Here is a 17460-nt window from a genome sequence, read left to right on the forward strand (position 1 = left end):
CCTCGCGGGCATGGCCAGTCCCGCCATGCCCGCTTCTTTTCAGGGAAATTCGCGCGATGCCGGCTGCTTCGTCCCCGACACTTTCTTCCGACAGGCAGAGCAATCGCTATCGCTGGTTCGTCCTCGCCGCGCTCTGCTTCGTCTACGTCCTCAATTTCCTCGATCGCCAGCTGCTGTCGATCCTCGCGAAGCCGATCCAAGACGATCTCAGGATTAGCGATGGCGAGCTCGGGCTGCTCGGCGGGCTCTACTTCGCGATGTTCTATTGCATCCTCGGCATTCCGGTCGCGTGGCTCGCCGATCGCACCAACCGTATACGCGTGCTATCGGTCGCCTGCGCGCTGTGGAGCGCGGCGACGATCGCGTGCGGTATGTCGACGACCTATGTTCAGCTCGCCGCCGCGCGCATGGGCGTGGGGATCGGCGAGGCCGGCGGCGTGCCGCCCTCCTATTCGATCATCTCCGACTATTTTCCGCCCGAACGGCGCGGGCTGGCGCTCGGGCTATTCAACCTCGGCCCGCCACTCGGGCAGGCGCTCGGTGTCGCATTCGGGGCAAAGATCGCCGCGGCGTACGACTGGCGGCTTGCCTTCCTGCTGCTCGGCGTCGCCGGGCTGATCGCCGCCGCGGGCGTCTGGGCCTTTGTCCGCGAACCGCGTCGCGGCGCGACCGATGTCGTAGCGGCGGTCGAATCCGCCGATGAGGCGGCGACCTTTGGCGCGACGATGAAGATGTTCTTCTCGCGATCCGACCTCACGCTCGTCTCGCTCGCCGCGGGCGCGACGCAATTCGTCACTTATGCGACGCTCGGCTTCACGACGCTGTTCCTGATGCGCGAAAAGGGCATGACGCTCGACGAAATCGCGATCTGGTACGCGCTCGTCCTCGGCATCGGGGTCAGCGCGGGCATCTATCTCTCGGGCCGCCTCGTCGATCGTTATGCGGCTCGACGGCCGGAGGCTTACGGGCTGATCCCCGCGATCGCGCTCCTGCTCGCTGTGCCCTTCTTCATCGGCTTCGTGCATACGCCGGCGTGGCCGCTCGCGATGCTCTTCCTGCTTGGCCCGACCTTCCTCAACTATTTCTATCTGACCCCGGCGGTGACGCTGGTCCAGAATGCGGTGCCGGCGCGCCAGCGCACGCTCGCCGGCGCGGTGCTGCTCTTGATCATGAACCTCATCGGCCTCGGGCTCGGCCCGACCTGGCTGGGTGCGGTCAGCGACTGGCTGAAACCGGCGCATCCCGACAATTCGCTCCAGCTTGCCTTCTACAGCCTCGTTCCCTTCTACTTCATCGCGATCGCGCTGCACCTCGCGCTCGCGCGCGTGCTCAAACGAAAACGAGAAATGCCCTGTGATTTCCGGTAATCCGCAACCCTATGCGCTGACGCTCGACAAGTTTCTCCGCCATGCCGCGAAATGGCATGGCAGCCGCGAGGTTGTGACCGGCTCTGCGCCGGCGCGCACCGACTACGCCACGCTCGCCGAGCGCAGCAATCGTCTGTCGGGGGCTTTCTGGGCGCTGGGGCTGCGCGAAGGCGACCATCTGGCGACGCTCGCATGGAATACGCAGGCGCATATGGAATGCTGGTACGCCGCGATGGGCGTCGGCATCGTCTGCCACACACTCAACCCGCGGCTGACCGCTGATCATCTGGCGAGGATGATGCACCGCGCGGGCAACCGCGTGCTCGCCGTGAGCAGCGGGCTCGCGCCGCTCGTGCAGGATCTGGTCGCGCAATGCCCGGCGATCGAGCATGTCGTGATGATCGACGACGGTCCCGCGAGCGACGCGGTGCCGGTCGTGACCGGTGCGCGGCTCTGGCATCTGGCCGACCTGCTCGCCGAACATGGCGCGCCCGCCCTCTGGGGCGGGTTCGACGAAAATGCGCCCGCAGGGCTCTGCTTCACTTCGGGTACGACGGGCGATCCGAAGGGCGTTACATACACCCACCGTTCGAACTATCTTCACACGACGCATCTGCTTCAGGCCGATGTGATGGGACTGACGTGCGAGGATTCGGTGCTCGTCGCGGTGCCGATGTTCCACGCCAACGGGTGGGGCTTTCCGTTCGCGGCGCCCGCGGTCGGCGCGAAGCTTGTGCTTCCCGGCCGCGATCAGGATGGCGCGAGCCTTGCGAAACTGATCGCCGAGGAGGAGGTTACGGTTGCGGCGGGAGTCGCCACGGTGTGGCTTGGGCTCGTCGATCATCTCGATGCGGTTGGCGGCGAATTGCCTTCGCTCAAACGCCTGCTGCTCGGCGGATCGGCGGTTCCGCAGGCGTTGATGGACCGGCTAGAGCAGCGGCTGGGCGTCGTCGTCCAGACGAGTTGGGGCATGACCGAATTGTCGCCGCTCGGCGCGATGACGCCGGCGACCGCCAAGACGCGCGTGGCGGCCCGATCGGGCCGTCCGCCGATGGGCGTCGATTTGCAGCTCACCGACGCCGAGGGCACACCGCTGCCCGATCAGCGCAGCGGCGAGGGGCGGCTGTGGGTCAAGGGCGGCAGCGTCGTCGAGCGCTATTTCGGCGATGACGAAAAGGCGACCGATGCGGACGGATGGTTCGACACCGGCGACCTCGCGACGATCGACGCCGACGGCAATCTGTCGATCACCGGGCGTGCCAAGGATCTGATCAAATCGGGCGGCGAATGGATCAATCCCGCCGAGATCGAGGCGATCATCGGTAACCTGCCCGAAATTGCCCTCGTCGCCGTCGTCGGCCGCGCGCACGAGAAGTGGGGCGAACGGCCGGTCCTGATCGTCGAGCCTCGCACCGGGGCAGAGGTCAGCGACGAGGCGTTGCTAAATGCATTGCGCGGGCGGGTGGCGAACTGGTGGCTCCCCGACGCCATCGTCCGGCGCGCCGCCATGCCGCTGGCGCTGACCGGAAAGATCGACAAAATGCGCTTGCGGGCCGACCATGGCTGAACCAATGACAGCGCTTGCGACAAGGGCTCCTGCCGCGCGGGGCGAAGGAAAGACAATGACCAAGACGGTGAAACAGGCGAACCGGAGGCGGCCGACGAAAGCCGACCAGCGCGCCGCGACGATGGAGCAAATCTACGACGCCGCCGAAGAATTGTTCTCCAAGCGTGGCCTCTATGGCGTGACCTTGAAGGAAGTCGCCGCGCAGGTCGGCGTGCACCAGTCGCTGCTTCACTATTATTTCAAGGACAAGAAGGAGCTGTTCGACGCCGTGATCGCACGCCGTGCGCCGGTGACGATCGAACGGCGAATGAAGGCGCTCGACGCCTATGAGCGCGCGGTCGAGGGCAGGCCGACGGTCGAGGGCGCGTTGCGCGCCTATCTCGACACCGATCTCGAAACGCATGGCGAAGGCGGCGTCGGCTGGCGTCACTATGGCCAGCTCGGCGCGCAGATGAGCAACACCGCCGAATGGGGCGCCGAATTGATGGACACCCATTTCGACGCCGTCGTGCTGCGCCTGATCGGCATCCTCAAACAGGCGATGCCGGACTGCCCCGAAGAAGATATTTTCTGGGGCTATCACTTCGTGTCGGCGGGACTGATGCTGACGCTTGGCCGCACCGGTCGCATCGACAAACTGTCGGGAGGGCTGTGCCGATCCGACGATTTCGAAGCCGTGAAGGAACGTATGGCGCGCTTCATGGCGGCGGGCTTCATTGCGACCTGCGAGGCGCGCCGCGCGGCGCGTGAGGGCGGCAAGTGATCTCGCCGGCCGAGCGCAAATCCGACTGGCTGCGCAGCAAGGCCGGCAAAATCCGCAAGCGCTGGAAAATCCTGCTCACGGTCGTCGTCCTGCTTGCGCTGCTGTCGCAATGTTCGATCACGAAGAGCCTGATCGAAAGCAGCCGCAAGCCTGATGCGCCATTCGCGCAGACGAAAGCTCCACCGGCGCCCGACTATGCGCAAATGGGGGCGTGGTTCGCGCTGCCCGGCGCCAACGGGCTCGAACGCTCGGCGCCGCCGGGCTTTACGGCGATCGACGAGCGTGTGGCGCCCGCCGACGTCTTTTTCATCCACCCGACGATGTATCTGAAGAATGACGTGTGGAACGCGCCTTACGACGTCGAGGGCGCCTATAACGGCCCGGTGCTGCTCGCGCAGTTGTCGGCCTTCAACGGCTGCTGCCTGCTTTACGCGCCGCATTACCGGCAGGCATCGCTCGCCGGGCTTGCCAACGGCGATGCCGTCGCCTTCGCCTACGCCGATGTGGCGCGTGCATTTCGCTATTATATCGAGCATTATAATCGCGGCCGGCCGTTCATCATCGCATCGCATAGCCAGGGTACGGGGCACGCCGTGCGCCTGTTGCAGGAAGCCATTGTCGGCACGCCGCTGCAGGACCGGCTCGTCGCGGCCTACACTATCGGCGCCTATACGCCCGCGAGCTTCGCCTCGATCGGCCTGCCGACCTGCAACGATGCACGCCAGACGGGCTGTGTGATGTCGTGGAACGCCAGTCAGGAAGACCGCACCGCCGCGTCGATGCTAACCAAGGACGTCGATTTCTGGTGGCAGGGCAAGCGCGTGAAAAGCACCGCTCCGGCGATCTGCGTCAACCCGCTGACATGGACCGAAAAAGGCACCGCAAACGCGTCTGCGAACAAGGGCAGCCTGCCCTTTCCCGAAGCACCCTATCCCGAGCAAGCAGCCGCGCTCGCGCCGCTCGAGAAAGGACTGACCGGCGCGCGGTGCAACGACATGCTGCTCGACGTCGACGTCGCCTGGCGGTCGCCGTTCCGCGATACGCTGAGCTGGCTTTACGGCAGCTATCACCGCAACGATTACGGACTGTTCTATGCGAGCATCCGCGCCAACGCGATCGACCGCGTCGCGAGCTGGAAGGTGCGCCATCCGGATTGAGGTTGGTATAGAAAGGGGTTCTATGGTCCGGTCCATCGCGCTGCTCGTTTCATTCGCCGCTGCGAATGTTGTCGCGCAGCCGACGCTGCCCGTGGGCATGGTTTCCGACCCTTGCAAAGAATTGACCATTGCGGTTCCGGATTCGGTAAAGGCCTATTTCCGAACCCTCGCGGCGCTGCCGCAAACCGCAACACTGCCGGCTCCGCCGCCAGAACTTGCGGCCTATCGTCAAACAAATGCCGAAGCGCGAAAGAGTGATTGGGCCGACCTCTGCCGGTATCGCGCTAACAACGAACGATTGCGTGCGGGGCCGGCGTTGGACCGGCGGTTCGTGTTTATCGGGGATTCAATCACCGAACTCTGGGGCTCGACGACGCGGGTCTTTTCAGCAACGGCGTCATAAATCGCGGGATCAGCGGCCAAACCAGCCCGCAAATATTACTTCGTTTCCAGTCGGATGTCGTCGCGCTGCAGCCGGAGAGCGTCCATATTCTCGTCGGAACCAACGATATCGCCGGCAACACCGCCCCAACAGCGTCGACCAGTATAAGAATAATATCAAGGCCATGGTGACGCTGCGAAGGCGAATGGGATCAAACCGATCCTCGGCTCGATCCCACCGGTCGGACAATTTGCGTGGAGACCAGATTTGAAGCCCGCGCCGCAGATCATCGCGTTGAACCGCTGGCACAAGCTCTATGCGGAAGCTGAGAAGCTGAGAAGCTGGAATTCATTGACTATCATATTTTGCTTGGCAGCCGCGACGGCGCAATGAACCAACGGCGACGCCCACCGGCCTCGGGCTGGGCCTTACTTGCGCGATCATATTTCTGGCAGGCGTGCTCTTCGCATATAGTGAGGTGCTGCATAATTCACTGCTGCCATCCGCCGCGCCGCCGGGCCAGACTTCGGCGACGTCGGGCCTCGGCCTTGCTCTCGGGAGTGCGGTATCGGTGGTGCTTCTGGCTTTCGTGCTCTGGGCGTTTGCACTTCCGGCCAAGATTTCGGCGCCGTGGCTGCCGGCTTCGCCGCTGTTCGGCCTGTCAGCTGCTACACATGAGACAGATCGGATCGTCGGGCCGTTGGTTGCGATCGTCTTCGCACTGGGCGCGGCTCCTCTGCTTCTTCGAGGACGCGACGCCCCGCGCGGTACAGGAGGCGGAATCGGCGGGAGTCTTGGCCAGTTGAAGCTCACTTTGAAAAGCTTGCGTTCCAATCGACCCATGGCGATCTTTCTCGTCTCGCGCATGATATATACCGACGGGCTGACTGCCATCCTGCTTTTCACCGGCATATATGCCGCTGGGGTGATGCGTTGGGGGGCAATGGAATTGACCGCGCTCGCGATCGTCGTCAGCTGCTTCCTCGCAATCGGAGGACTCCTTGGCGCTCGGCTCGATCGCTTTTTTGGACCGCGCCGCGCAATCCAGATCGAATTGGCCATAGTCATCATCGGGCAGCTTACCCTGATCGGTATCGCGCCGGACCGCCTTTTCTATTTCGATTATACCGGATCACCGATTTGGAACGGCCCCATGTTCACGCACCTTCCCGAACTGGCCTTCGTCTTCGTTGCCTGCATCAACGCAGTCGGAATTTGTGGCTGCTACGCCTCAAGTCGTTCGATGCTGACATCCTTGGCGACGTCAGAGACGATCGGTAGCTGGTTTGGTCTCTATGCGCTTTCCGGCACCGTAACGATCTGGCTGGGGTCAGCCCTCATCAGCGTCGCGACAAGCACATTGGGCAGCCAGCAGGCGGGGTTCGTAGCTTTGGTCGCTCTCTTGGCTACCGGCTGGGCAGGAATGCTCGCGGTTCGTGAGCCGCAAACGACCTGATTGTCGGCTTTTCCAGATCGGGACCACAAAGCTGCCAGTCCGCTGTCGGCCAGAGCGCGACGATTATGGAGCATCGGGCAGACTGAGGAATTAGCCGGTTGGGTTCAGCAGCACCCAGAGGCGAGCTATTCTGCCATCGACAATCTCAGCGACATCCGTTCCAGTGACCATATGGGGAGTGGATGGGGCGCCCGCATGCCAGCGCAGTGCCCCTATGCCGTGGTGGCCGACGCCGTCCGTTTGGGGGGTAAACCGGAAGTCAGGACCGAACTGTTCGAGCAGCTTGCCGGCGACGGCCGAGATTGCCTCACGCCCCTCGATAACGGCATCGGGCTCGTACATGATCGGGTCCGCGACATAGAGTTCTGCAATTGCAGCGGCCCGCAGGCCCGCGTCACGCTCGTTGAATACGCGCCGAAGATTTGCTTGGAGGAGCCGGTCGAAGTCGACTGGAGCGCTTGGTCGGCGGGATCGATGCTTGAGGACAGGGCTATTCTCCTTGCTGTGCTTGGGGTGTCGACGCGTCGCGCGCGTCAGGGTAGGTCGATGAGCAGCACCTCGGCGTCGGTTTCCGCTTCGATCCATAGCCTGTCTTCCGAAGTGATCGCGGCGCCGTCGCCTTCGCGCATTTCGGTTCCGTTGAGGCTGACGATTCCCGCGACGACGTGGACCCAATAGCCACGTGCCGGGTCGAGCGAGCGTGTGAGGGTTTCGCCGTCGTCGACGCGCGCGACGTCCATCACTGCGTCCTGCCGAAGCGTTAGCGATCCGTCGCGTCCATCGCCGCTGGCGATGGTGATCCAGCGATTGTTTGCGCCGTCGTTGGCGAACGACTTTTGCTCATAGGAGGGCGGTCCACCGGTTTCTGAAGGGATGATCCATATCTGAAGCAGATGGGTGCGTTCGTCGGCGCTCGGATTGCGCTCGCTGTGACGGATGCCGGTGCCGGCACTCATTCGCTGGACCTCGCCCGCGCGGATGATCGCGCTGTTACCGAGATTGTCGCGATGCTCGATCGCACCCTTCAGCACGATCGTCACGATCTCCATATCCTCATGGCCATGTTCGGGCAGGCCTGCGCCGGGAACGACGCGGTCTTCGTTGAGCACACGGAGCGCCCGGAAGCCCATATGCTTGGGGTCGTTATAGTCGGCGAAGGAGAAGCTGTGACGGGCGTCGATCTGCGCCCCTTGATGACGGCCGCGGGCACCGCGGTCTCTGAACCGGATCATGTCTGCTATCCCATGATGGAGCGCCGCCATTGAGGCGGCGCTCCGGTCTGTCTTCACGCGGCGTCGACGAGGACGATCTCGCTGTCCTCGATCGCGGTAACGCGCAGCACGTCCATGTCGCTGATCGCGGCGCCGTCACGGGCATTGACGCGGACGTCGTCGATCTGCACCGCACCCTTTGCCGGGACAAGATAGGCCTTGCGGTCCTTGCCCAGCGGATATTCGGCGGTCTCGCCGGCACGGAGCGTCGCACCGACCACGCGGGCGTCGGTACGGATCGGCAGCGCGTCATTGTCATTGTCATAACCCGACGCGAGGGTCACGAACTTGCCCGAACGTTCGCCCTTGGGAAAGGGTTTCGCGCCCCACTGCGGCGCTTCGCCGTCGCGGGTCGGGATGATCCAGATCTGGAAGATCTTCGTCGTGACGTCCTCCAGATTATATTCCGAATGGCGGATTCCGGTGCCGGCGCTCATGACCTGCACGTCGCCCGCTTCGGTGCGGCCCTTGTTGCCGAGGTTGTCCTGATGCGTGATCGCGCCTTCGCGGACATAGGTGATGATTTCCATGTCGCGGTGCGGATGCGGCGGAAAGCCGGTCTGCGGCTCGATCGTATCGTCGTTCCAGACGCGCAGATTGCCCCAACTGGTACGCGCGGGGTCGTGATAGCCAGCGAACGAGAAGTGATGCTTGGCGTCGAGCCAGCCGTGATTGGCGCCGCCGAGGCTGTCGAAAGGGCGAAGTTCGATCATTTTCTGTCTCCGTGGCGGCCCGGGGTCGGGCGCCGCTGAAGAGAATTTAGGGATTGCAGCCCATTTGGTTCAGTGGGATAAATTGCTTCGAAACGTTCGATGAAATGGAAAAGTGAACAACCCGGGCACGCCGACGCTGGACCAGCTTCGCATCTTCCTCGCGATTGTCGATACTGGCAGCTTTGCGGCGGCCGGGCGCCAACTCAATCGCGCCGTGTCGGTTATCAGCTACGGCATTTCGAATCTCGAGGCGCAGCTTGGCCTCACGCTCTTCGAACGCGAAGGCACCCGCAAACCGCAGCTCACCGTCGCGGGCCGGGCGCTCCTGTCGGAAGCACGCGCGATTTCCGTCGGTATCGATGGACTGCGTGCCAAGGTGAAGGGGATGCTCGACGGTCTGGAGGCCGAGGTCGATCTTGCGGTCGATGTGATGCTGCCTTCGGAACGGCTGGGCCGGGTGCTGCGCGCCTTCGCCGCCGAGTTTCCGACGGTGCAGCTCCGGCTCCATGTCGAAGCGCTTGGCGCAATCACCGCGATGGTGCTCGATGGCAAGGCGATCCTTGGCATATCGGGACCGCTCGCGGCCGGGGTCGAGGGTGTCGAATGCGTCGCGGCGGGATCGATTCCGATGGTCCCGGTCGCTGCGCCCGACCACCCGCTCGGCCGGATGGAACGTATTCCGCCCGGCGCCGGGCGCGATCATATCCAGCTCGTGCTGACCGACCGTTCGCGCTTTACCGAAGGGCGCGACTATTCGGTGATGAGCCCCAAGACCTGGCGGCTCGCCGATCTGGGCGCCAAGCATGCGCTGCTGCGCGAGGGGATAGGGTGGGGCAATATGCCGCTGCCGATGATCGAGCCCGATCTGGTCGCGGGTACGCTCGTCCAGCTTGCGATGCCCGACCATCCGGGAGGGACCTATCGTTTCGCGGGGGTCTGGCGCCGCGACACGCCGCCGGGGCCGGCAGCATCCTGGCTGCTCGAACAATTTGTCGAACTAGGACAAAATGATGCCGAACTTGCGGGGATGATCGACCTTTGACGATCGCGTCCGGCGGCGAGGCGCCCGTCCTCCTGCGTCAGTGCACGTACGTGCGAAAGGCCTCGATGAACATTCGCACCCTTGTCGGCGTGAAAGCGAGGGAAGGGTAGACCGCCCAGATCGCCTCGCGCGGCATGTCGGCATCTTTGAGCATGATCGGCAGGAGTCGACCCGATTTGACTTCGTCGCGCACGTTCCATTCCGAGAGGCGCGCAATTCCCAAGCCGCCGAGACATGCGAGGTGCAGTGCCTCCACGCTATTGCTGCTGAAGTGCCCAGCGACTTTCTGCTGTACCGGCTTTCTATCCCGTTCGAAAAACCAGTGTGTCGTCCCGGGGTGCGCGAGGCAATCATGACCAGCCAGCTCCGCAAGGAAGCGCGGCGCGGAATGGCGGCCAAGATACTCCGGCGACGCGTAAAGAAATCTGGGATTGTCCGCGATACGTCTGCCGATCAGGGTGCTGTCGCGGAGCGACCCGGTTCGCAGGGCAAGGTCGATGCCGTTGCCGACGATATCGATAAGGTCGTCGCTGAGGATCAACTCGACGCGCAGGTCAGGGTTCGCGTGCTGGAATTCCGCAAGCATCGGCAGCACGAGCTTGCGGCCGAGGGCGTGTGACGCGGTGACCCGGAGGATCCCCGTTGCTCCTTGCCCGGCAGGCGTGGCGGCGGCGCGCGCCTCGGCTTCCTGTGCTATCATGGCGCGCGCGTGGGGCAGGAACGCTTCGCCCTCCGGCGTGAGCGAAAAGGACCGGGTCGAGCGGTGCGCCAGGCGCGTGCCGAGCTCCGCTTCAAGTGTCGCGAGCCGGCGCGACGCGGCCATGGGCGATAGGCCGAGCCTTCGTCCCGCCGCAGCAAGGCTGCCGTGATCGACGGCTTCGACGAGCACGAGCGTGTCAGCAAGATTGATCATATCGCGAATCGATATACTGCCTCATCATATCAGGGGTATAATAACCCATTTTGACATTATCCATATCCTGCGGACGTTTCCCGGCAGGATATAATCGATGACTCAGACTATTCTCGAGGTAGAAGCGAGTGGCGTTAGCGGCACCCGGATGCGCGGCCTCGCCTTTTCCATGGCCGTGGCGGCGGGCATCGCCGTTGCCAACATTTATTATAACCAGCCCATGCTCGGCCTGATGGAGGTCGACATACCCGATCGGTTGACCGGCTTGGTGCCCACCGCGACGCAGCTTGGCTACGCGCTTGGCTTGTTCCTCCTTGTTCCGCTCGGGGATCTGGTCGAGCGTCGGCGGTTGATTCTGATTCAATTCGCCGGGCTCGCCGTTACGCTTGCCGCAGCGGCGATCGCGCCCGGTCCGCTCTGGCTGATCGCCGCTTCGCTGGCACTCGGCTTCGCCTCGACGGTGGCGCAGCAGATCATCCCCTTCGCCGCCCATATCGCTTCGCCCGAGCAGCGCGGGAAAATGGTGGGGACCGTCATGTCGGGGCTTCTGTCCGGTATTCTGCTGAGCCGGACGGTCGCCGGGCTGGTCGCGACCCATGGTGGCTGGCGCGCCATGTTCTGGTTCGCAGTTCCCCTCGCGCTCGCTGCTGGCGGCTGGATGGCGGTACGTCTGCCAAAGAGCCAGCCCGTGTCGGACCTCAACTATAGGGGCGCGATTGCCTCCTTGGCCGATCTCTGGCGCGATCACCCGCGGCTTCGAAAGGCGGCGATTACGCAAGCCCTCCTGTTTGCGAGCTTCAGTGCATTCTGGACGGTCCTCGCGTTCAGACTGGCGCAGCCGCAATTCGGCCTCGGTGCGGATGCAGCGGGTCTGTTCGGTATCGTCGGCGCGGCAGGAATTCTGGCGGCCCCAGCGGCGGGCCATCTGGCCGATCGGAAGGGGCCGCATAAAACGATCGTCGTCAGTGCAATTCTGGTGCTCCTGTCCTGGGCGGTGTTCGGATTGTGGACTTCGCTCGCGGGATTGGTAGCAGGGGTGTTGCTGCTCGACCTCGCGGTGCAGGCCGCGCTGATTTCCAACCAGCATATCGTCTATGGTCTCGCCCCCGAAGCGCGGGCCCGGCTCAACACTCTGTTCATGGGGACCATGTTCTTCGGCGGCGCGGCGGGATCGGCGCTCTCCAGCCAGCTCTGGGCGCCATGGGGATGGTCGGCCGTCGTGTGCCTGGGGGCGAGCTTCGCCGCTCTTGCTGTCACGCTGCAACTGTTTCGGCCGCGCAAATGACGATCACAGTTTGAGCATCGCCTCGGCGCCGACCATATGGATCGTGCACGCTGGGCCGGTGTCGCGGATATAGGAACCAGGACGAAAGGCCGAGAGCGAGACGGCGAAGGACAGGAGCGCGCTGGCCTGCCAACCCGCCGAAATCTCGATCTGGTCGCCGATATGGCGCGCGCCGCTGCCTCCAGCGGCACGGATGAGGCTGCCCGGGATGTCGTAGATGCCGTCGCCGCGGCTTTCGCGCCAGAAGCGCGCGGCGACGAGTTCGACCGTCACGCCCTTGCCGAGGTCGAAATCGACGCTGGGATGGACGTTCACGATATTGCGCGGACCGATCGGCGAGAGTTCGCCGAAATATTTGCCCTTGGGAAAGAGTGCGTTGAAGGTGCCGAGCTTGCTGTCGCCGGGATCGCGGTCGCCGCTCGCGATATTGGCACGGAGGCGAAGGCGCGGCTTGAGCGGCGCCCCGGGGAAGCTCCACGCGGTCTCGGTCGCGAGCGACCAGGCGCGGATCGGATCGCCATGGAAATGGCCACGCTGGAGCATCGCCTCCCAGTTCCAGCCGAGGTCGCCGCGCTTGCCGAAGAAGCGCAGCCCGAATGTGTCGCGCGCCTCATGTCCGGTGCGGCCGCCGAAGCGCGCCCTTTCATTCGTATATCCCAGCCAATAGGCGTCGATCCCGATGCCGTCGACCGGCGTGACGGTCGCATAAAGCCCGTCGAGCCGCCGCGTCTTCGACGTGCGGTCGTCGAAATCGCCGGTACCGATCGCGACGGGACGCAGGTGGAATGCGTCGACCCGCACCGGGCCGATATCTGCGATCGCGCGCGCGCCGTCGAATGCCTGCGGAATATTGGGACCATAGCGAATGCCGACGAGCCGCTCCGACCCCAGCGCGACGAGTTCGCGCCCGCCGCGCAGCGTCAGGCTGTCGGCCCCGCTCAGCGGGACACGGACATCGGCAAAGCCCTGTAACAGGTCGATCCCCGTTTCGTCGGCGGGGCCCTTTCCCGCGCCGACACCGCGAGCATAGCCGGCGATGCCTTGCACGAAGACGCGCGCGGGACCCGCGTGCAGATCGGCGTGCGGCAGGACGCGCAGCCACAGATAGCCGTCGTCGGGGGCCGGCGGATCGCCCCAGAGATTGTCGTCGAACCCCTCAAAGCGCACCCGCGCCTCGCCGCCCAGCGTCAGATAGGCCGATCCGTCCTTGGTGAGCGGGATATATTTGGCCTGGCGCCATCCTTCGCGTGTCGCATCGCGCACCACCGACCAATCCTCGTCATAGCGCAAATTGGTTTGCGCCACCTCCTGCGCCTGCGCCGCGAGGGGTAGCAGCGTGGCAAGCAGGGCCAGGATACGCATCGTCAGCGGCGGGTGACGAAGTGGCGCACGACCGGCGGCTTATCGTCCGTCTGGAAGGCGCGCAGCGCCTCCTGCTGCACGCGATCCGCATTGGTCACGCGGTCGTGCTGACGCAGATGTTCGAGCCAGCTTTCGACCGTGAAGCTTTCAATCACCGTGCCGGGGACCGACGTATCCTCATAGACGCCCCAATGGATCGCGCCGTCGCGGCGGCGGATGCGGCGCATCGCCTGCATTGCGGCAAAGAAGTCGGGCACCTTCGCGGGGTCGATGCGATATTCGATCGTCACCAGCACCGGCCCGCTGTCATGCTCCACCGTGCCGTCGACCAGCGGGGCGGGCCAGTGCGCCGACGGGGCGAGGTCGAGCGTGCTCGCCCGGCCGAGCGGATAGCGCCATGCAAGGACGATCGCGGCGACGATGAGCAGAGCGGCGGCGGCGAGCAGCGTCGAGGGAACACCGATGCGCGATGCGACCGATCCCCACAGTGCCGATCCCCCGGCCATCGATCCCTGAAAGACCAGCAGATAGATGGCGAGCGCGCGCGCCTTGACCTAGCCGGGCGAGGTCGCCTGCGCGCCGCCGTTGAGCGAGGCCATCATCGCGATCCATGCAAGCCCGCCAACGAACAAGGCTGCGGATGCGGTCCAGAAGCCGCTTGCCAGCGAAAGAGCCGCCATCGCTGTGGCGAGCAGGATCGACGCGGCGAGCGTGATCATATTGGCGCTTATCCGTCCGCGCAGACGGGGCATCAGGATCGCGCCGCTGATCGCGCCGATCCCCATGAAGGTCAGGAGGCCGCCATAGCCCGCCGGCCCCAGTCCCAGGTCGCGGCGCGCGATGATCGGCAGCAGTGCCCAGAGCCCGCTGGCGAAGAGGAAGAAACCCACCGAGCGGATGAGCACGACCTGCAGTTCGGGCGCGCGCATCGCATAGCGCAGCCCGGCGCGCATCGCACCGACCATATGCTCGGCGGGCAGATGGCGTTCGGTTGCGGTCCGGCGCCAGCGGACCAGCACGGCGATGACGCCGATTACCGACAGCGCGTTGACCGCGAAGACAGCGGCCGGACCCGACGCGGCGATGATGACGCCGCCCAGCGCGGGGCCGATTGCGCGGGCGATGTTGACGCCCAGCGAGTTGAGCGCGACCGCCTGTTGCAGCGCTTTCGGCGGTACCAGTTCGGGCACGATCGCCTGAAAGGCGGGGGCGGAAAAGGCGGCCCCGACCGCGATCAGCGCGGTGAAGACCAACAGCACCCAAGCGGTTGTCAGGCCGGCCAGCGTGATCGCGGCCAGCCCGGCGGCGCCGATCAGGCCGAAAAGCTGTGCACCGATCAGCAGGCGGCGGCGGTCGACGATGTCGGCCAGCGCACCGGCGGGCAGCGCCAGCGCGAACATCGGAAAGGTCGTCGCGGCCTGGACCAGCGCGACCATCAACGGGTCGGGCGACAGCGAGGTCATCAGCCAGCCCGCGCCGACGTCGTGCATCCAGGTGCCGACGTTCGATACGATCGTCGCGATCCACAGGGCGCGGAACATCGGGCTGGCGAGCGGGCGTTCTGCAGCGGCGGTCCCAACGGTTGACGCGGTCATGCCTTGCGCTCCTGCAGTACGGCCGCGAGCATCAGGCCGCCGATCAGCCCGACATGTTCGAGGAAAGTGTTGCGTTCGTGGAAGCGCGCCATCGGGTCGGCGACCTGCCAGAAGGGATGCGCGACCAGTGTCGCCGCGGCGGTGAACACGCCGAGCGCTCCCGCGCCGAGCCACGCCTGACGGCCGAGGATGACGAGGAGCGAGCCGCCGATCTGAACCGCGATGGTCAGCGTGACGACGAGCGCAGCGGGCTCAAGGCCGAAATGCCGCGCTTCGCCGAGCGCGCCGCCCATGTCGAACAGCTTGGCGACGCCGCTGCTCCAATAGGGGAGAGTGAGCAGTGCCGCGGCGAGGGTCAATAAACCATTGTTGCCGAGCAGGCGGGCGATAGGGGCAGGGGTTTTCATCGTTCAGACCGCCCAGCAGCCGCAGCCGAAGGCGCCCCAGAAGCTCTGGACGTCGGCGGCCGGCACGTTGGCGCCGAGAGCCGCGGCATGGTCGTGGCCATGGACGTTGCAGGATGAAGCGCAGCCACAGGCGGCCGCCATATTTTGCGCGCCTTCGGGCCGGCGATAATGGCCGCCAAAGGTCGCGACCGGCGACCAGTCGGGCATCGGCTTGGGCAGTGCAGGGGCGAGGGGGCCATAATCGCCCTCGCCATATACGACCTTGCCGCCGAGGATGGTCAGCACCGAACGCAGATGCACGATCTCGCTTTCGGCAACGCCGAAATAATCGCCCGACAGCAACGCCAGATCGGCAAGCTGGCCGGCCTCGATCTGTCCCTTCTTGCCGACCTCGTTCGAGAACCATGTGTTCTTTTCGGTCCACAGCCGCAACGCAGTTTCGCGGTCGAGGCGATTGCGCACCGGATAGAGCGTCGTGCCGCCCAGCGTCTTGCCCGTGACGAGCCACGACAGGGAGACCCAGGGGTTGTAGCTCGCGACGCGCGTCGCGTCGGTCCCCGCGCCGACGGGGATGCCGGCCTCCATCATCTGCTTGATTGGCGGGGTCGCCTCGGCGGCCTTGGCGCCATAGCGTTCGATGAAATATTCGCCCTGAAACATCATCCGGTGCTGCACCGCGATGCCGCCGCCCAATGCCGCGATGCGGTCGATGTTACGCTCGCTGATCGTCTCGGCATGGTCGAAGAACCAGTTGAGGCCCTGTAGCGGGATGTCGCGGTTCACCTTCTCGAACACGTCGAGTGCGCGGCCGATCGTCTGGTCATAGGTCGCGTGGAGCCGCCAAGGCCACTTCCGTTCGGCGAGCAGTCGCACCACGGGTTCAAGGTCACTTTCCATTTTCGCCGGCATGTCGGGGCGTTCTACGCGGAAATCCTCGAAGTCCGCAGCCGAATAGACGAGCATCTCGCCCGCGCCATTGTGGCGATAGGTGTCGTCGCCGTCGCCGGGCTTTACTTGGCTGGACCAGGTCGCGAAATCCTTGAGCTCCTCCTTAGGTTTTTGCGTAAAGAGGTTGTACGCGATGCGCAGCGTCATCTCGCCGTCCTGATGGAGCTTCTCGATGATCTGATAATCGTCGGGATAATTCTGGAAGCCGCCGCCGGCGTCGATCACGCTGGTGACGCCGAGCGAATTGAGCTCGCGCATGAAATGCTTCGTCGAATTGACCTGATAATCCTCGGGGAGCTTCGGGCCCTTGGCCAGCGTCGCATAGAGGATCGTCGCATTGGGCTGCGCCAGCAGCAGACCCGTCGGGTTGCCCGCGGCGTCGCGGACGATTTCGCCACCCGGCGGGTTGGGCGTGTCCTTGGTATAGCCGACGGCGCGAAGCGCGGCGGCATTGAGCAGCGCGCGGTCGTAAAGGTGGAGGATGAACACCGGCGTATCGGGCGCGGCGGCGTTGATCTCGTCGAGCGTCGGCAGGCGCTTTTCGGCGAACTGATGCTCGGTAAAGCCGCCCACGACGCGTACCCATTGCGGGGGAGGGGTGTTGGCGGCTTGGCGTTTGAGCATAGCCATCGCGTCGGCGAGGCTCGGTACACCGTCCCAGCGCAGCTCCATATTATAGTTCAGTCCGCCGCGGATAACGTGGATGTGACTGTCGATCAGCCCCGGGATCAGGCGGCGGCCCTTCGCGTCGATGACCGCCGCATCGGGGCCGGCGGCGGCGCGGACCGCCTGCTCGCTGCCGACGCTCAGGAATTTGCCGTCGCGGATCGCGACCGCTTCCGCGACCGGATTGGCCTTGTCGAGCGTGGTCACCTTGGCGTTGACGATGACGAGATCGGGCTGGGTCATGGCGAGGCTTTCCGTGGCGGTGAGAAGGGCGGTGGTGGCGGCGCCGGCAAGCGCCTGGCGGCGGGTGATGGGGTTCATGCGTCATTCTCCTGGCGCGGGGACGGCGTGCCCAGAATTTGGGGGGCGCAATCCTCGCGGACGAAGCGGACAAGCTCGGTGCGGTCGGCAAACCGCTTAGCGAGGGGTATGAATTGCTCGCCGAGCAGGATCCCCGCGAGGCCGACGAGCGCGACGACCGGAGGGGCGGGAGAACGGACGCCGAGCAGGCTGTAGACAAGGCCGGCGAGCAGTCCGGCGCCCAGCGAGACGAGGTAGATTTTCAT

17 protein-coding genes and 1 pseudogene are annotated in these 17460 nt (G+C 64.8%); 9 read left to right on the forward strand and 9 right to left on the reverse strand.

Features of this window, described 5'->3' with window-relative positions; all coding sequences use genetic code 11:
• The first annotated feature begins 56 nt into the window (after positions 1-56).
• The 7 genes from AN936_RS21345 (at position 57) to AN936_RS24355 (ending at position 6692) form a co-directional block, all read left to right on the forward strand.
• Positions 57-1367 carry a spinster family MFS transporter gene (locus tag AN936_RS21345; protein WP_054589832.1) on the forward strand — a complete coding sequence of 437 codons (1311 nt, stop codon included), beginning with the start codon at positions 57-59 and terminating at the stop codon, positions 1365-1367.
• Positions 1354-2934 (forward strand): AMP-binding protein, encoded by a 1581-nt coding sequence (locus AN936_RS21350; RefSeq protein ID WP_054589833.1) that lies wholly within the window; start codon positions 1354-1356, stop codon positions 2932-2934. The genes AN936_RS21345 and AN936_RS21350 overlap by 14 nt, the downstream gene beginning before the upstream one ends.
• Before the next feature lie 55 nt (positions 2935-2989).
• Positions 2990-3697 (forward strand): TetR/AcrR family transcriptional regulator, encoded by a 708-nt coding sequence (locus AN936_RS21355; protein ID WP_054589834.1) that lies wholly within the window; start codon positions 2990-2992, stop codon positions 3695-3697.
• Positions 3694-4854, forward strand: a complete 1161-nt coding sequence (locus AN936_RS21360; RefSeq protein WP_054589835.1) for a DUF3089 domain-containing protein — start codon at positions 3694-3696, stop codon at positions 4852-4854. Before AN936_RS21355 ends, AN936_RS21360 begins: the two co-directional genes overlap by 4 nt.
• Positions 4855-4876: 22 nt before the next feature.
• A complete protein-coding gene (locus tag AN936_RS21365) occupies positions 4877-5257 on the forward strand; it encodes a hypothetical protein (RefSeq protein ID WP_054589836.1) in 381 nt (126 codons plus the stop codon).
• A complete protein-coding gene (locus AN936_RS25860) occupies positions 5215-5427 on the forward strand; it encodes a GDSL-type esterase/lipase family protein (RefSeq protein WP_335337316.1) in 213 nt (70 codons plus the stop codon). Before AN936_RS21365 ends, AN936_RS25860 begins: the two co-directional genes overlap by 43 nt.
• 266 nt (positions 5428-5693) lie before the next feature.
• Positions 5694-6692, forward strand: a complete 999-nt coding sequence (locus tag AN936_RS24355) for an MFS transporter (RefSeq protein ID WP_158500126.1) — start codon at positions 5694-5696, stop codon at positions 6690-6692.
• A gap of 90 nt (positions 6693-6782) precedes the next feature.
• On the opposite strand, the gene AN936_RS21375 is transcribed toward AN936_RS24355, so the two are convergent.
• From AN936_RS21375 to AN936_RS21385, 3 genes are read right to left on the reverse strand one after another with little or no spacing between them, the layout of a single operon-like run.
• Positions 6783-7277, reverse strand: coding sequence for a nuclear transport factor 2 family protein (locus AN936_RS21375; RefSeq protein WP_084758579.1), 495 nt, complete (start codon positions 7275-7277; stop codon positions 6783-6785).
• Positions 7226-7924, reverse strand: coding sequence for a pirin family protein (locus AN936_RS21380; protein WP_054589838.1), 699 nt, complete (start codon positions 7922-7924; stop codon positions 7226-7228). Before AN936_RS21380 ends, AN936_RS21375 begins: the two co-directional genes overlap by 52 nt.
• 53 nt (positions 7925-7977) lie before the next feature.
• Entirely contained in the window at positions 7978-8676 is a 699-nt protein-coding gene (locus AN936_RS21385) for a pirin family protein (RefSeq protein WP_054589839.1), read from the reverse strand.
• A 112-nt stretch (positions 8677-8788) separates the two neighbouring features.
• Here AN936_RS21385 and AN936_RS21390 point away from each other — a divergent pair, with 112 nt between their 5' ends.
• Complete coding sequence (locus AN936_RS21390; protein WP_054589840.1) at positions 8789-9718, forward strand: LysR family transcriptional regulator; 930 nt, start codon at positions 8789-8791, stop codon at positions 9716-9718.
• A gap of 37 nt (positions 9719-9755) precedes the next feature.
• Here AN936_RS21390 and AN936_RS21395 read toward each other — a convergent pair whose 3' ends face one another.
• Positions 9756-10631, reverse strand: coding sequence for a LysR family transcriptional regulator (locus AN936_RS21395; protein ID WP_054589841.1), 876 nt, complete (start codon positions 10629-10631; stop codon positions 9756-9758).
• A gap of 148 nt (positions 10632-10779) precedes the next feature.
• On the opposite strand from AN936_RS21395, the gene AN936_RS21400 reads away from it, so the two are divergent.
• Positions 10780-11916 carry an MFS transporter gene (locus tag AN936_RS21400; protein ID WP_054589842.1) on the forward strand — a complete coding sequence of 379 codons (1137 nt, stop codon included), beginning with the start codon at positions 10780-10782 and terminating at the stop codon, positions 11914-11916.
• A gap of 3 nt (positions 11917-11919) precedes the next feature.
• On the opposite strand, the gene AN936_RS21405 is transcribed toward AN936_RS21400, so the two are convergent.
• The 5 genes and pseudogenes from AN936_RS21405 to AN936_RS21425 all read right to left on the reverse strand — a co-directional run bounded on the left by AN936_RS21405 (position 11920) and on the right by AN936_RS21425 (position 17460).
• The gene (locus AN936_RS21405) at positions 11920-13278 is read right to left on the reverse strand and encodes an alginate export family protein (RefSeq protein ID WP_054589843.1); all 1359 of its coding nucleotides are present in this window, start codon (positions 13276-13278) and stop codon (positions 11920-11922) included.
• Positions 13279-13280: 2 nt separating this feature from the next.
• Positions 13281-14873, reverse strand: a pseudogene (locus tag AN936_RS21410) (MFS transporter).
• A complete protein-coding gene (locus AN936_RS21415; protein WP_054589844.1) occupies positions 14870-15280 on the reverse strand; it encodes a DoxX family protein in 411 nt (136 codons plus the stop codon). The pseudogene AN936_RS21410 and the gene AN936_RS21415 overlap by 4 nt, the downstream one beginning before the upstream one ends.
• 3 nt (positions 15281-15283) lie before the next feature.
• Entirely contained in the window at positions 15284-17215 is a 1932-nt protein-coding gene (locus tag AN936_RS21420; RefSeq protein WP_054589845.1) for an amidohydrolase, read from the reverse strand.
• On the reverse strand, positions 17212-17460 hold the full coding sequence (locus AN936_RS21425; RefSeq protein ID WP_054589846.1) for a XapX domain-containing protein: 249 nt from the start codon (positions 17458-17460) through the stop codon (positions 17212-17214). Before AN936_RS21425 ends, AN936_RS21420 begins: the two co-directional genes overlap by 4 nt.

This window comes from Sphingopyxis macrogoltabida, assembly GCF_001307295.1.
GTDB lineage: Bacteria > Pseudomonadota > Alphaproteobacteria > Sphingomonadales > Sphingomonadaceae > Sphingopyxis > Sphingopyxis macrogoltabida_B.